The organism is Niabella beijingensis, from assembly GCF_020034665.1.
GTDB classification, from domain to species: domain Bacteria; phylum Bacteroidota; class Bacteroidia; order Chitinophagales; family Chitinophagaceae; genus Niabella; species Niabella beijingensis.
The window spans coordinates 1,040,191-1,055,219 of sequence record NZ_JAIQDI010000002.1; the positions used below are offsets into that span (position 1 = coordinate 1,040,191).

Genomic DNA, 15,029 nt, shown 5'->3' on the forward strand with positions numbered 1-15,029 from the left:
GCTGCTAGTATCGCTGTTTTAGAGAATCCAGGATATGACTGACCAGTTCGTTCCGCTCTGTCTGACGCATTGCTGCTGCCGGGAAGCTTTTATCATAATTGACCAATGTGCGTCCGCTTTTGACAATATGCATCCGGATACGGAGCATTCCATTGCGTTCGCTTACTGTTACTTCCTCTCTGTTATGACCACCGCAGGAAAGACAGCCTGCAATCAGTAGCCCGATAATTGTTGTACGCATTGAATGATTGGTTTTGATTCCTGAAGAACAATATTAGAACAATTGATCAACGGGGTTACATAAATGGGATCAATCCGCATAAAAATGGGACCAACCCGGTCATTACATACTAAAACTGCCGGTAATACGTTTTTAATGCAGACCTTTGTTATAACAATACAATGAGAACGAAACAAACAACTGTAAAACGTGGAGATGAAATTACAGAACGATATTTCCGGCTGCTGGATGAACACCTGCAGCAGGTAATAAACGGAGATGCTCCGGCGATGCTGCAGCTTTCAGAGATCGCTGCCCTGCTTTTTGTATCGCACCGGCATCTTACGGATACGGTTCAGAAAACAACCGGCAATCACCCCTGTCATTTTTATGACTTAAAGATCGTAGAGCAGGCACAAAAAATGCTGCGCGAGACGGAACTGTCCGTGGCCGCCATTGCACTGAAACTTACCTATGACCCTTCTAATTTTTCAAAATTCTTCCGGAAATTTACCGGTATGACCCCGGGCGCCTACCGTGGGCAACATCAGGATAAAAAACCGAAAAGTTCACCATAACAGATCCCCGGAAGCGGCAGACCTTTGGTTGTTGATTGATTTTAAAAACAAAAAACAACCGTATGACACAAAAAGATTTAAAAGGGAAAGTAGTGCTGATCGCTGGTGGCGGAAAAAACCTGGGAGGACTGCTCAGTCGTGATTTTGCAAAAACGGGCGCCCGTCTGGCGATCCATTATAACAGTGAAGCTTCAAAAGCCGACAGTGAAAAAACGCTGGAAGCCGTGCAGGCGGCAGGGGCTGAGGGGTTTCTGTTCCAGGCCGATCTTACAAAAGTGGGCGAGATCACCCGCTTGTTTGATGCAACGATAGAGCAGTTTGGTGGTATTGATATTGCTGTTAATACCGTGGGTATGGTACTGAAAAAACCATTCGTCGAAACCACGGAAGCGGAGTACGACACCATGTTCAATATTAATTCGAAAGTCGCTTATTTCTTTATCCAGGAAGCCGGAAAGAAGCTGAATGACCACGGGAAGATCTGCACCATTGTAACCTCGCTGCTGGCGGCTTATACCGGCTTGTATTCCACTTATGCCGGAGCAAAGGCGCCGGTAGAACATTTTACCCGTATGGCTTCAAAAGAATTTGGCGGGCGCGGGATCTCTGTTACGGCCGTTGCACCCGGACCGATGGACACACCGTTCTTCTATGGCCAGGAATCACCGGATGCCGTGGCCTATCATAAATCCGCTTCCGCACTAGGAGGTTTAACCGATATCAAAGATATTGCACCGCTGGTGGAGTTTCTTGTAACGGACGGATGGTGGATCACAGGGCAGACCATTTTTGCAAATGGCGGATATACCACGCGCTGATGCCGGTTCCGTTGGTACAGGATACAATGAATGTTCAGGGGAAGCCACGGGTTCCCCTGAATAATATACCCGCATCATTTTTGGATCCTCAATGCATTTGCTTTAAATTTAATATACCGTGTCGTTTTTAAAACCAAGTATATGATAGGGAAATGGATAAACGGATGCCTGATCCTGGCAGCCGTGTATATGGGACTGAAGCAGGGCTATGCCATGTACTCCGGCAAACCGGAAATGCTGGAGCTTTTTGGTAAAGGCGGCTTTGGCCCGGTGGGTGTAAAGATCAACGGCATCATCACCCTGCTGGCGGCGCTGCTGATCCTTTTTCCCCGAACATTTGTATGGGGCAATTTTATTATGGCGGCCGGAATATTGCTGATCACCTGCATTCAGCTTACCAACAGTAATGTTAAAGGGGCATTGATCGAACTGCCCTTTCTGCTGCTCAACCTGGTCATTATCTATTTACGTCACCCGCTGAAGTCCTGATCGCCGCCACTGTTCCGGGTACGGATGCAGGCCAGGAGGCAAATTCTGTTTTTAGATGCCGGAATCTCAGAAAAAAGGTGAACTTTTGTACCTGAATTTATACGACAGGATTTATTAAAGGAACGGATCTGGCTATGGAAAGTTTATACCTGCTCTCTGGAATCATCATTGGAGCTGCTATCGGTTACCTGGTAGCGCGGAAGCTGCTTGCTGCGGCTTTAATACCGCGATCAGTTGCGGAAGAATTACAAAAAAAGATCGGCCTGCTGGAGCAATCCAACGCATCCCGCTTATCGCGGGAGGAAATACAGCAGCAGTATGTCTCCCGTGAGGCTGCGGAGCTGTTGCAGGAAAATATACGTGTATTGCAGGAAGAGCTGAAAGATGAAAAATGGGCTGTGCACCAACACCAGAAGGAATTGCTGAACCTGACCCGGGAGGCAGAACAGAAATTTTCCAAAGGAGAAGTAGAGGAACGCGACCGGCAGATCCTGCAGCTGAACAGCGAGCTGGTGACGCTAAAAGAAAAAGAGGCAGGACTGAAGGAAAAGCTGGAACTGTTTGCTACAGAACTCGAAAAACTGCACCAGTTCTCACATGAGCGGTTTAAAACACTGGCTGCCGATGTACTGGAAGAAAAGAAGAAAACATTTCTTGATGAAAATAAAAAGGAACTGAGCACCATCCTGGAGCCGCTGAGAACAAACCTCGACCAGTTCCGCGAAAAAGTGGAAGCAACCCGTAAGGAAGATATACAGGAACTGACCTCTCTGAAAAAAGAGATCGAGTTATTACAACAGCTGAATGTACAGCTCAGTGATGACGCCAAAAATCTTGCTACAGCGCTGAAGTCGGAAGTAAAGATGCAGGGCAACTGGGGAGAGGACCGGCTCAATATGATACTGGAGGCAGAAGGGCTGCAGCAATACATTGATTATACCCGGGAGGAAGTATACCGGGATGCGGCAGAGGAAAACATACGGCGTCCTGATTTTGTACTGAAACTGCCTAATGGCAAACATATCATCATCGACAGTAAGGTGTCGCTCACTGCCTATGTGAATTATTTTAATGCAGCAGATCTGAAAACAAAACAGGAGCAGCTCCGGCTGCATATCCGGAGTGTGACGGATCATATCGAAAAGCTGGCGGATAAGAATTACCAGACGTTGGCAGGACTGAACACACCGGATTATGTGTTTCTTTTTATGCCGGTAGAATCCGCATTAACACTGGCCCTCAACCAGCATCCCGACCTTTTTGAACAGGCATTGAAGAGGAAGATCGTACTGATCACTCCCACAACGCTGGTGGCAACGCTGAAAGTGGTGAAACTGCTCTGGCAGAAAGAGAACCAGGTGAAGAACGTGGAAGAGATCTTTCGTCAGTGCGGGGAACTCTATAATAAATTTGTGCTGTTCCTGGAGGAAATGGACCGGGTGGAGGGTGCGCTGACACAGGCTTCCAGAGCCCATCGCGATGCCATGAATCATTTAAAGGAGGGGACAAAAAAAGGCAATACGATCATCGGCCGTTTCGAACGCATCCGGAACCTGGAGGCAAAGGTGAGCAAGCAGATCCCCGGAAAATACCTGACCGGGCTGGAACTGTTACCGGATGATGATGGAGGACAGAACCCCGGTTCTCAAAAGGATGCAGAAGCGTCAGACCAGGATTCCCGCATATGACGCGGATATGGTATGGAAAAGATCGGTGCAGATCAGCAGGCAAAAAGCCCTGCAGCTTACTCCATATGCAGCACCAGTACCGGAACCTCACTGCGCCATGCCAGGCTTTTGGTGACGCTTTTATGAAACAAACCGGCCAGGAAGCTGCGCATTTTATGAATGGAGATGATCAGGGATGCATTGTCCTTTTTAGCATAATCATTTACAATCGTTGGCAGATCCTCTGCATTATTTGCCAGGTGCAGCCGGAAATGATAATCCTGTAGTTCCAGTTGCAGTTCATTTGCCAGTCTGCTTTCTTTTTCATTGAGCTCATTCTTCAGACACCGGTGTACCGCTGTTACCCGCGCATTGAATCGCTCAAGAAATTTATGAAGCTTTACCTGTATCGATTTGCTGAGCGGCTCCTTAAAATCGGAGGCCAGTATTATATTGTCCGGTATCGAAATGGAGGCATCCCTGGGTACCAGCAATACCGGGTAGCGGATCTTATCCACGCCTCTTTGTACATTATCTCCTACAAGAAAGGTTTCCAGGTCGTCCTTTGGTTTAAAACCCATGATCACGATATCAACGTCCTCGTCTTCACAAACCTGGTTGACGGCAGGCGCCAGTGCATCATTGATGATCATCGTGGTGAGCCCTGTTGATGGCTTTAACCGGTTGCGGATCCGGTCTTTGAGCAATTGCAGTTCTTCATTCCGCCCTTCCTCCAGCGCATCGGCTTCCTGCATGCTCAGCGCAAGTGAGCCGGCCTCGCCCGAATCATAGATCGGCACGCTTTCGTAGGTGTTCAATATGAACAGGTGTGCTGCGTTTAGCCGGTTGGCAAGGTTACAGGCATAATCGACTGCATGACCTGCGGCATCAGAAAAATCGGTGACCACCAAAAATCGTTTCATAATCTACCGTTTTTAGTTCTTTAAATTTACAAAAAAAGCGGTGATTTTGTGCCATATGCCGCGGATTTCTTTCCGCTTTTCCCGCAAAACAACAAGTACGGTGCAGGTGTCAGCTGCGAGCTGTTTGAAATCAGGAAACAGCCCGCCATCTGTGGCAGTAACTCTGCAGGGGAGGCCCTTTGCGCCCTGTGGTAAGCAGTGATTCAGTTCCTTTGTCTTACATTTGCCAAAACCCTGCCGGGGGATGCCGGTAATTGAAGCGTGAAGTGTACGTATTACCCGTTTGATTTAAAATTCAGACATCCTTTTACCATTTCAAAAGGAACAAAAACCCACCAGCCTACGTTGATCGTGGAGCTGGAGCATTTTGGTCTCAAAGGCTATGGGGAGGCGCCGGCGATCAGCTATTATCATATAACTGTCGAGGACATGATACGGGACCTGGAAGCAAAAAAACAGATGATCGAACGGTTCGCTTTCACAGAGCCGGAACGGTACTGGCATTTTTTACATCACCTGCTGCCAAAGAATCCGTTCCTGGTATGTGCACTGGATATGGCCGCCTGGGATCTGTGGGGGAAGCTGTCTGGCAAGCCGCTTTATAAGATCTGGAAAGGAGACCCGGCCAATAGCCCACTGACGGATTTTACAATTGGTATTGATACGCCCGAGAAGATGGTGGCCAAATTAAAAGAGCGGCCCTGGCCGGTATATAAGGTGAAGGTAGGTACAGCAGATGACCTTGCTATTGTTAAGGCACTGCGGGACGCAACCGAAGTGCCGTTGCGGGTGGATGCCAATGCCGGCTGGGACCTGGATACTGCGCTGAAGCTGATACCGGAGCTGGAAGCCCTGGGAGTGGAGTATGTGGAACAGCCGCTGGCAAAAGACAACTGGGAAGACATGCGTATTTTGTATGAGCGGTCCTCCCTGCCGTTGTATGCTGATGAATCCTGTGTGTTTGAGCAGGATGTTGAAAAATGTGTTGGCCATTTTCATGGGATCAATATTAAACTCACCAAATGCAGCGGTATCACACCGGCATTACGCATGATACAGGATGCCAGGAAAAAAGGACTGAAGATCATGACGGGGTGTATGAACGAAAGTACGGTGGGCTCGGCGGCCATCGCACACCTGGCGCCCTTTATCGACCATGTGGATGTGGACGGACCCCTGCTGCTGGAAGAAGATGTGGCCACCGGCCTGGAATATGATTACGGCCGGCTTATTTATAATAATGAACCGGGACTGGGGATTGAATATAAAGGATTGTTTCAGGTGAAAAGTGAATAGCGGGTGGTGAAAAGTTCTGCAGTCTCAAATCTCACCCCGATGGCTATCGGGGCTCAAATCTGAAATCTCAAATGGCATATAAAAATCAACAGGAATTTATTGAAGCAATTGAAAAAGCGGGAGAGCTGGTTCGCATAAAAAGCTATGTGGACCCGAAACTGGAAATGGCCGAGATCACCGACCGGATGAGCAAAGAACCCGGAGGTGGAAAGGCCATTCTGTTTGAAAATACCGGGTATGAGTTCCCGGTTTTAATGAACGCGTATGGCAGCGAAAAAAGAATGTGCCTGGCACTGGGTGTGGATCAGCTGGATGATGTGGCCCGCGATATCGAGCACCTGTTTAAATTGTTGTCTGCTCCAAAAGAAGGGCTTATCGATAAACTCAGATTATTGCCCAAACTGAGCGCCTTCGCATCCTGGATGCCAAAAGTAAAAAAGGGCAGAGGCGCCTGCCAGGAAGTGGTCATTACGGACAACCCGGATATTACAAAATTACCGGTGATCACCTGCTGGCCCCAGGATGGAGGACCTTTTATTACCCTTCCGGTCATCAATACAAAGGACCCCAATAATCATATCCGCAATGTGGGCATGTATCGCATGCAGGTATTCGGACCTCAACTTACAGCCATGCACTGGCACAAGCATAAAGTATCGGCAAAACATTTTAACGAATATAAAAAGCTGAATAAAAGAATGCCGGTGGCAGTAGCACTGGGGGGGGACCCGGCCTATGCTTATTCGGCAACTGCACCGTTGCCCGAAAATGTGGACGAATATATGCTCGCCGGTTTTCTGCGGAAGAAGAAGGTGGAACTGGTAAAGTGTATCACCCAACCCGAGATAGAGGTACCCGCCGATGCGGATTTTGTGATCGAAGGCTATGTAGATCCTTCCGATGAGTTGTTGTGGGAAGGGCCTTTTGGTGATCATACCGGTTATTATTCACTTCCGGACTGGTATCCCAAATTTCATATTACTGCCATCACGCATAAAAAGAACCCGGTATATCCTGCCACCATCGTGGGTATTCCTCCGCAGGAAGATGCCTGGCTGGGTAAGGCTACCGAACGTATTTTCCTGGCGCCCATCAAAATGACACTGGTGCCGGAAATCGAAGACATGGAAATGCCTGTGGAGGGAGTATTTCATAACCTGGTGATTACAAAAATTCATAAGGACTATGCAGGGCAGGGACAAAAAGTGATGAATGCCATGTGGGGTGCAGGACAGATGATGTTTAACAAGATCCTGGTGCTGGTTTCGCAAACTGCTGACGGAGGTGCGCTGAAACTAAGCGATTATAAAGCCGGTGCCCGTGAACTCTTCAGGAACCTGAATCCCGCTACTGACGTATCATTCAGCCAGGGACCGATGGATGTGCTGGATCACAGTTGCAGTAAAATGGGCTTTGGCGGAAAGATGTGCATCGATGGCACCTTGAAATTTGAAGAAGAAATACAGGATGATTATAAAATGACAACGCTGCAAACGGGAATTGATTTTGCCGGTCTGCTCTCCGGGCGCTTTACTGATATTACGGGTATTAATGATCGATTGACAAAAGAACAGATCCCTGTTTTGATCCTTTCGGTTAAAAAGAACCGGAAGGGGCATATTAAAGAACTGCACCGGGAAATTGCAATATTGCCGGGTATGGAACAAATAAAAATGATCCTTTATGTGGAGCATACCGTTAATGCTTCCGACCTGGCCCTGGCGTTATGGCGCTTTTGCAATAACCTGGACCCGGTACGCGATCATGTACTGGCGCCCACTTCAAAAGAAGGCTATAGCTGTCTCGGGCTGGATGGCACCATCAAAACCAAAGCCTTTGATAATTTTCAGCGGGACTGGCCCAATATCATTGTGGCAGATGATGCCACTATTAAAGCGATCGATGAAAAATGGAAATCGCTGGGGATCGGGGCTTTTATTCCTTCGCCTTCGTTAAAATACAAAGACCAGATGTATGGACAGGAGGCTGTGGCTGCGACGGAGTAGCCATAATTGAGCAGGAATAGTGAATAGCTCTTCCATCTGAATATCGAGAACTGGCGGCCAATTGCCGAAGTCCTGAATCTCAAATCTCACCCCGATAGCTATCGGGGTGAGAGCCTCAAATCTCAATTCCGCTATAAATCCTATATTTGCAGTATATAAAACAGGAAATGGTGTCTTCCTGAACCAACCGTTCACGTCTCCGGCGGGATCTGATGGCGCCTACAAATAGTAATATTTTATTACACCAGTAATCTATTTGTAGGATGTATCAGTTTAAAACAGAACAGGGAAAAATCTTTTACCAGCTCTCCCACTGGACCATTCGTCTTGTACCCCTTTCTTTTGTTGTAGGATCACTGGTGGCATTGTTCTTATGGCTGCTGGATTGGGCCACGCATACCCGGTGGCAGCATTTATGGCTGCTTTTCCTGTTGCCCCTGGCCGGGATCTTTATCTGGCTGTTGTACCGTTATTTTGGAAAAGATGCAGAAGCCGGCAATAATCTTATCATGGATGAGATCCATGAGCCGGGAGGAGGTGTGCCTGCCCGGATGACCCCGCTGGTGCTGGCCGGCACGATCATTACCCATCTGTTTGGAGGCTCCGCCGGCAGAGAGGGCACCGCAGTGCAGATGGGGGGCAGTATTGCCGATCTTTTTGCAAAATGGTACCGGATCAGCAGGGAGGAGCGCAGCATACTACTGATGTGCGGAATGGCTGCGGGCTTTGGGGCTGTGTTTGGTACCCCGGTAGCCGGTGCGTTATTTGCCATGGAAGTGCTGTTCATCGGCAGCATGAGATACAATGCACTTATTCCCTGTCTTATTTCCAGTGTCCTGGCCCATATTGTTTGTACCAGTTATGGCATCAGTCATACGCATTACACCATCAGTACACAGCTTTCCCAAACAGTAACCACCTGGATCCCCGGTTTTTCCTTTGACCTGTTCCTTTTATTAAAGGTAATCGCTGCTGGTATTGCCTTCGGACTGGCGGGTATGGCATTTGCCCGTTGTACGCATTTATTAAAACAGGCCTGGGTAAAACTGGTCCCCGTGAAATGGCTGATCCCTGTAGCAGGAGCGGTGCTCATTATAGGCGGCAGTTATGCACTTGGTAATTTTGATTACCTGGGCCTGGGAGTGGTGAATCCCCGGGGGCACAACAGCATTGTAAGCGCTTTTTCTGCGGGTGGAGTGGATACCTGGAGCTGGCTGTGGAAGCTGTTGTTCACAGCTGTTACATTGAGCGCGGGCTTTAAAGGTGGTGAAGTAACGCCGTTGTTCTTCATTGGCGCAGCATTAGGAAATACCATCGCCGTACTGACCGGGGCACCGCCGGATCTTTTTGCAGGTCTTGGTTTTATTGCTGTCTTTGCTGCTGCTACCAATACGCCCATCGCCTGTATGGTAATGGGCGTGGAATTATTTGGCGGAGAGAATGTCCTGTATTTTGCAGTGGCTTGTTTTACGGCCTACTATTTTAGCGGGCACTCCGGCATTTACGGAGCCCAACGTATCGCTGTCCCGAAAACACATAAAAGGAGAAGTGTTTAACCGCAAGGGCGCTAAGGGGCGCAAGGGAAGGGTAGTATTAGGACTGTCCGTTTTCCGTTGGCCTTTTGCGTACTTTCCGGTCCATTAAACTGTAAAACGTTATTTATTCTTTATCCAGTATCCAACCATTGCGGTATCGCACTTCTTTTTTTGACAGGTGCCAGGTGCGTCCTTTATCATTGTTGCCCTGGAAGAATAAATAATAACGTTGGTCTTTTGTTTTAAAAATATCCGGGTGCCCCGATTCGCTTTCATTCCAGGAGCCCGGTGCACCATTAGGTAAAAAAGGCCGGTCGGATAAACGCTGCCAGCGGATCCCGTCGGCGCTGCGGGCGATGCCGATCTGTTGGGGCTCGTTATTATAGCCGCCCGCATAAAACATATACAGGTATTTTCCCTGCTGCACGCAGGACGCTGCTTCTATGCAGTTTTTCTCCCAGGGAAGTTCTGGTTTCAATATTGCGCTGTCGGTGAGTTGTGTCCATTCGTTTCTGTTGAAACTGGTATTCAGCGAGGCGGTTGCGGCAACTCCCTGCATCTGTATTTTATAATCAGGATCGCGGGTAGCGAAATACAGGAAGTACCTGTTTTTAAATGCCACCACCTCCGCATCAATGGCCCTTCCGCAGGTCCAGTTTCCGGATGGCCTGAAAATAGGGTTGGTACTGTTCCGGGTAAAATGAATGCCGTCTTCCGACACCGCATGGCAGATCGCGTCATTTTTCCCATTGCCATAGGTCTGGTAGAACAGGTTTACTTTTCCATCCTTCACAAGGGCTCCGGGAGCGCAAAGTCCGTTTTTTTCATAGCTGGCCCCTGGTTCCAGACTGCCGGTTTTCTTCCAGTGTGTCAGGTCGTCACTAATGGCTATACCAATACTCCAGTTCTTATTATCACGGCCAGGCACAGAATAATACATCAGGTATTTCCCCTTAAAATAAATCACTTTGGGGTCTTTGGCCACCGGCTTTGCGATTACGCCGGAGTCACTGTAATACATTTCCGGCAGCAGCTGCGCCCTGGAAGCGATGCCTGTAAGAAGCAAACAGGTGGTCAGCAGGTGTATTTTAAAACGGCTCATTTATTAAGAAAAATGGTTCCCGGAAAAATACTTAAAAACAGCGGGATTGCACCGGTTGTTTTAACATCATTTATACTGTCAGGATTCAAAAGAAGATTATGTATTAAATCCGTCAGGTCCGTTGCTGTTGTCCTGTTCTTTTTTACCGGCCGGGTACTGCTCCAGCGACTGTTGATTAAAATCACTTGGAGCCACTCCAAAGTATTTTTTAAATTCACGGCTGAAGTATTTACGGTCCTCATATCCTACAGCAAAAGAGACTTCGTTAATGGTCAGCTCTTTTTGAAGGATCAGCTCCGCTGCTTTTTTAAACCGGCGTGTTTTAATAAATTCATTTACGGACATATTGGTGAGTGCCCTTAGCTTCTTGTAAAGAATAGGCGGGCTCATGCCCACTTTCCTTGATAATTTTTCAACCCCAAAACCGGCATCTTCGAGGTGGCCGTCGATCAGCTCAATGACGGTGTTTAAAAAACCGGAATCGATCCTGCTCCTTACCGCATCTGTTTCCTCCGGCTGAGGCTGGGCAGAACGCAATGTAAACTCCCTGATGGTCCGCTGCTGCAGCCGTCTGCGCGCTTCCAGCAGGTTGCGGATATTCAGCTCCAGGATCTTTGTACTGAAAGGTTTGGTAATATAACTATCTGCCCCCTGCTCCAGCCCGGTGATCTGGTCGGCCTGCGTGCTTTTTGCCGTAAGCAGTATCACAGGGATATGACTGGTGCGAGGATCGGTCTTCAGCCGGGTACAGAGCTCGGTACCGCTGATATGGGGCATCATCACATCACTGATGATCAGGTCCGGGATATTTTCTGTAGCCAGTTCCCATCCCTGTAGCCCGTCTGCCGCCTGCTCTATAAAATATCCGGTTTCGAGGTGTTGCCGGATGAGCCCGCGCAGTTCCGGGTTATCCTCTATTATAAGAATGGTATGCTGTCTGTTGGCCGGCAGGGATGACGGAACCGCCTCAGCGGTTTCTTTTGCAACAGGTGACTCGTCAACAGGGATGCTTGACTGCTGTTGATGAACTATGGTAACATGGGAATCTTTTTCAAAATGTTTTTTGCCGTGTAACAATGTTACAAAAAAGCAGGTATGTCCTTCACGGTCTGGTGTTGCCGGTGTGCTTTCCACACGGATGGTACCGTGGTGCAGTTCTGTGATCTTTTTTGAAAGCGCCAGTCCCAGTCCGTACCCGGTATTCTGCATTCCATGATCGGCTACCTGGAAATAATTGGTGAACAGTTTGCTTAAATAACTGGAAGCAATGCCCCTTCCGGTGTCGGCTATGGCTATCTCCGTAGTATTTTCCCCACGGCGAACGGACAGAGTGATACGCCCGCCTTCAGGAGTAAACTTAAAGGCATTAGCCAGCAGGTTGAAGAATACTTTTTCCAGTTGCTTTTCATCAAAGTACAGGTTGGCGGTATCCGTATCATGTGTAAAGGAGGTATGAATGCTCTTGGTCAGTGACAGTTCATTAAAACTGGAGTAGATTTCCCGGAGAAAGGGCAGGAGGTCCTGTTGTTTTACCTGTAGCCGGAGGTGCTCGGATTCGGCTTTCCGGAAATCCATCAGTTCGCTGACCAGTTTCAGCAGCCGGTTGGAATTTTTCTTTATTTGTGTCAGCTGTTGTGTGGTGAACGGGTCGGGATGGTTGATGTCCAGAAGCTTTTCAACCGGCGCCATGATCAGGGATAAATGGGTCCGGAGTTCATGGGAAACATTGGTGAAAAAATTAAGTTTTATCCGGTGGAGTTCATCCTCTTTTTTCAGCAGGGCCCGGAGAAAGAAAAAACGGGCCACCAGGAACAATACACCCGCCAGACACATTATATAAATAAGATAGGCCCACCAGGTACGCCAGAAAGGAGGGAGCACCGTGATCTTCATGTTGATCGGTTCGGTCCACAACCCGTCATTATTAGCTCCGCGCACAGAAAATGTATAATCGCCCGGAGGCAGATTGGTGTAGGTGGCAGCCGGATTGCGTACCTGTTTCCAGTCATTGTCAAACCCCGAAAGTTTGTAGGAATACCGGTTCTTATTACTTTTTATAAAATTGAGCAGGGCAAAGTTGATCGTAAAGAGATTCTGGTTGTGGTTGAAAATAAGCTGGCGGGTATGACTGATATTGCGCTGCAGCAGCCCGTCAGAAGCACCGATCCGTACTTCGTTATTGTTCAGCCGCAGATTGGTAAAGACCAGCGGAGCCTTATGCTGGTTCACTTCGATCCGGTCCGGAAAGAAATGCGTGATCCCCCGGTATCCTCCAAAATAAAATTCACCCCTGCTGTCTTTGAGGTAGGAATTGTAATTGAATTCCCGGCCGGCCAGTCCGTCGGCAACATTATAGGACAGTACCGCTTTTGTTGCAGGGTCAAATCTTATCAGTCCCTCGTCGGTGCTCAGCCAGAGCAACCCGCGGTTATCCTGCAGGATGCCGACAATATTCCTGGATTGTCCGGGGAGGATATTGTACGGGGTCAGTGTCCGCTTTTTTTTGTCGTAGAAGATCAGGGTTCCGTTCCTGGCTCCTGCCCAGATATTGCCGGAAGCATCTTCCAGGAAGGTATTCACCGGCAGGCTGGTGCTTACGGTGCTGAATTGGTTGCCCTTTACGGTAAAAAGGCCGGAAAGACCACCCATCCAGATGGTTCCGTCCCGGTCTTTATAGACCTTATTTGGGGATAACCGGTTTAATTTTTCATCGATGCCTGCAACCGGAATGGGCTCCAGGTCGATCCCGGATTTTTTAAAAAGGCGGATCCCCGCGTTGGTAGCCAGCCAGAACCGGCCCAGGTCGTCTTCCTGCACCGACATGATCTCCAGCCCCGAACTTTCCACATCCTCAGGTTTGTACAAATAGTGCCGGAAGGTGCCGGTTGCCGGGTCCAGTGCATTCAGTCCGCCTCCGTGTGTACCGCACCAGACTGTTCCCTGCTGATCAATATAAACGACTTTTACCAGGTTGGAGGCGATGCTTCCCGGATTATTGATGTCGTTTTTAAAAACGCTGAACTGTCCGCTCTGCCGGTTATACAGTACCAGCCCACCGCCTTCGGTACCGATCCAGAGGTTGGTATTACGATCCTCCAGTATACTGCTTACCACATTATTGACAATTGCATTCCGGCTGCCGTCATTTTGAATGACGCTGAACCCGGTTGTAAATGCATCTGCGCGGTTGGCGCCCCCAAAATAGGTTCCGATCCATACAGAACCATTATCGTCTTTATATAAACTGTATATTGAATTCTGACTGAGGCTTTTAGGATTTGAGCCTTCATTTTGAAAGGAGATGACTTTTTGGGTGTGAGTGTTCAGGATGCTCAATCCTTCCTGTGTTCCGATCCAAAGGGTGCTGTCATTTTTGACCATAAGGGTCCGCACGTTGTTGTGGATGAGTCCCTGGGAAGTGTTGTTTTTTGAGAACCGTTTAAATGTTCTTGCCACGGGTTCAAAGAGATTTACCCCGGAGTTCTGCGTGCCCACCCAAAGATGATGCATCGCATCTTCGCAGATGGTAGAAATATTGTCGCTGCTCAGGGATCCCGGATCCGTGTTATTATGAAAGAACGACTCATAAAAATAGCGACCCGCGGTCTTCCACATCCGGACCAGCCGGTTGGCGGAGCCGATCCAGATCGTCCCTTCGTGGTCTTCAAAAATGGTTTTGACCATTGTTCCTGCTACATCCTGCTTTTCCGGAGTAATAAAACAGGTCACCTGTTGCCGTTCTCCCCGGGAGAGGGCGAAAACCCCTTTTGAAGTTCCGATCCACAGCAGGCCCTGACGGTCTTCAAAAATGCAGTTGATGGCAACCGGGGAGCTGACCGGCAGGACGATCTTTTCGAAATTATCCGTTTCATCATTGTACCGGTTAAGTCCGCTGCTGGTACCCACCCAAAGCACTTTTTCAGCGTCGCGGTAGAGCGCGATAATATTATTGGCATAAAGACCGGTTGGCTGATTTTCTTCGGCCAGGTATATTTTTATCTGTGAGCCGTCATAGCGGTTCAGTCCGTTGGAGGTCCCCAGCCATATAAATCCCTGCCCGTCCTGTGCGATGGACAGCACGGAATTATTGGACAGTCCGTTTTCTGATGTAAGATGGCTGAACGCCGGGGCCTGAGCCCGGCAGACTGAGGCAAGAAACAGGAAGATGACACCTGCCAATGCGTTTGCCCATATGCCGGAGGCATTCATTTCCCTTGAATAAATCTTGCCGATCACAACAGTCTTTTTATTTCTCACGTCCGGTTTCGAAAAAACGGTTTAAAGATAAGTATAGAAATGACTTCTGATCAATAAAAATATTTTATTGACTATCAACTGGTTGGGCCTGTGTTTAAAAAAACACCCCCATTCATTTAGGATTTTCATCCCCTGCTA

The 15,029-nt window shown here is 48.4% G+C and carries 11 protein-coding genes and 1 riboswitch; of the genes, 7 read left to right on the forward strand and 4 right to left on the reverse strand.

The window, feature by feature from the left end:
• Positions 1 to 4: 4 nt before the first annotated feature.
• Complete coding sequence (locus K7B07_RS20500) at positions 5 to 241, reverse strand: hypothetical protein (RefSeq protein ID WP_223712407.1); 237 nt, start codon at positions 239 to 241, stop codon at positions 5 to 7.
• 161 nt (positions 242 to 402) lie between these two features.
• On the opposite strand from K7B07_RS20500, the gene K7B07_RS20505 reads away from it, so the two are divergent.
• The 4 genes from K7B07_RS20505 (at position 403) to K7B07_RS20520 (ending at position 3,793) form a co-directional block, all read left to right on the forward strand.
• Entirely contained in the window at positions 403 to 798 is a 396-nt protein-coding gene (locus K7B07_RS20505; RefSeq protein ID WP_223712408.1) for a helix-turn-helix domain-containing protein, read from the forward strand.
• Positions 799 to 860: 62 nt separating this feature from the next.
• The gene (locus K7B07_RS20510; protein ID WP_223712409.1) at positions 861 to 1,616 is read left to right on the forward strand and encodes an SDR family oxidoreductase; all 756 of its coding nucleotides are present in this window, start codon (positions 861 to 863) and stop codon (positions 1,614 to 1,616) included.
• A 141-nt stretch (positions 1,617 to 1,757) separates the two neighbouring features.
• The gene (locus K7B07_RS20515; protein WP_223712410.1) at positions 1,758 to 2,105 is read left to right on the forward strand and encodes a hypothetical protein; all 348 of its coding nucleotides are present in this window, start codon (positions 1,758 to 1,760) and stop codon (positions 2,103 to 2,105) included.
• Between the two features lie 134 nt (positions 2,106 to 2,239).
• Positions 2,240 to 3,793 (forward strand): DNA recombination protein RmuC, encoded by a 1,554-nt coding sequence (locus tag K7B07_RS20520; protein WP_223712411.1) that lies wholly within the window; start codon positions 2,240 to 2,242, stop codon positions 3,791 to 3,793.
• Positions 3,794 to 3,849: 56 nt separating this feature from the next.
• Here the strand turns inward: K7B07_RS20520 and K7B07_RS20525 are convergent, their stop codons facing one another.
• Entirely contained in the window at positions 3,850 to 4,695 is an 846-nt protein-coding gene (locus tag K7B07_RS20525; protein WP_223712412.1) for a universal stress protein, read from the reverse strand.
• A 261-nt stretch (positions 4,696 to 4,956) separates the two neighbouring features.
• Between K7B07_RS20525 and K7B07_RS27825 the strand changes: the two genes are divergently transcribed.
• The 3 genes from K7B07_RS27825 (at position 4,957) to K7B07_RS20540 (ending at position 9,553) form a co-directional block, all read left to right on the forward strand.
• A complete protein-coding gene (locus K7B07_RS27825; RefSeq protein WP_223712413.1) occupies positions 4,957 to 5,991 on the forward strand; it encodes a dipeptide epimerase in 1,035 nt (344 codons plus the stop codon).
• Between the two features lie 71 nt (positions 5,992 to 6,062).
• Positions 6,063 to 7,997 (forward strand): menaquinone biosynthesis decarboxylase, encoded by a 1,935-nt coding sequence (locus K7B07_RS20535; RefSeq protein ID WP_223712414.1) that lies wholly within the window; start codon positions 6,063 to 6,065, stop codon positions 7,995 to 7,997.
• Between the two features lie 154 nt (positions 7,998 to 8,151).
• A riboswitch (Fluoride riboswitch) is annotated at positions 8,152 to 8,226 on the forward strand.
• Between the two features lie 34 nt (positions 8,227 to 8,260).
• The gene (locus K7B07_RS20540) at positions 8,261 to 9,553 is read left to right on the forward strand and encodes a voltage-gated chloride channel family protein (protein WP_223712415.1); all 1,293 of its coding nucleotides are present in this window, start codon (positions 8,261 to 8,263) and stop codon (positions 9,551 to 9,553) included.
• Between the two features lie 103 nt (positions 9,554 to 9,656).
• Here the strand turns inward: K7B07_RS20540 and K7B07_RS20545 are convergent, their stop codons facing one another.
• Together K7B07_RS20545 and K7B07_RS20550 are read right to left on the reverse strand one after the other, a co-directional pair.
• Entirely contained in the window at positions 9,657 to 10,634 is a 978-nt protein-coding gene (locus K7B07_RS20545; RefSeq protein WP_223712416.1) for a family 43 glycosylhydrolase, read from the reverse strand.
• A 96-nt stretch (positions 10,635 to 10,730) separates the two neighbouring features.
• Complete coding sequence (locus tag K7B07_RS20550; protein WP_223712417.1) at positions 10,731 to 14,870, reverse strand: hybrid sensor histidine kinase/response regulator transcription factor; 4,140 nt, start codon at positions 14,868 to 14,870, stop codon at positions 10,731 to 10,733.
• Positions 14,871 to 15,029: the final 159 nt, after the last annotated feature.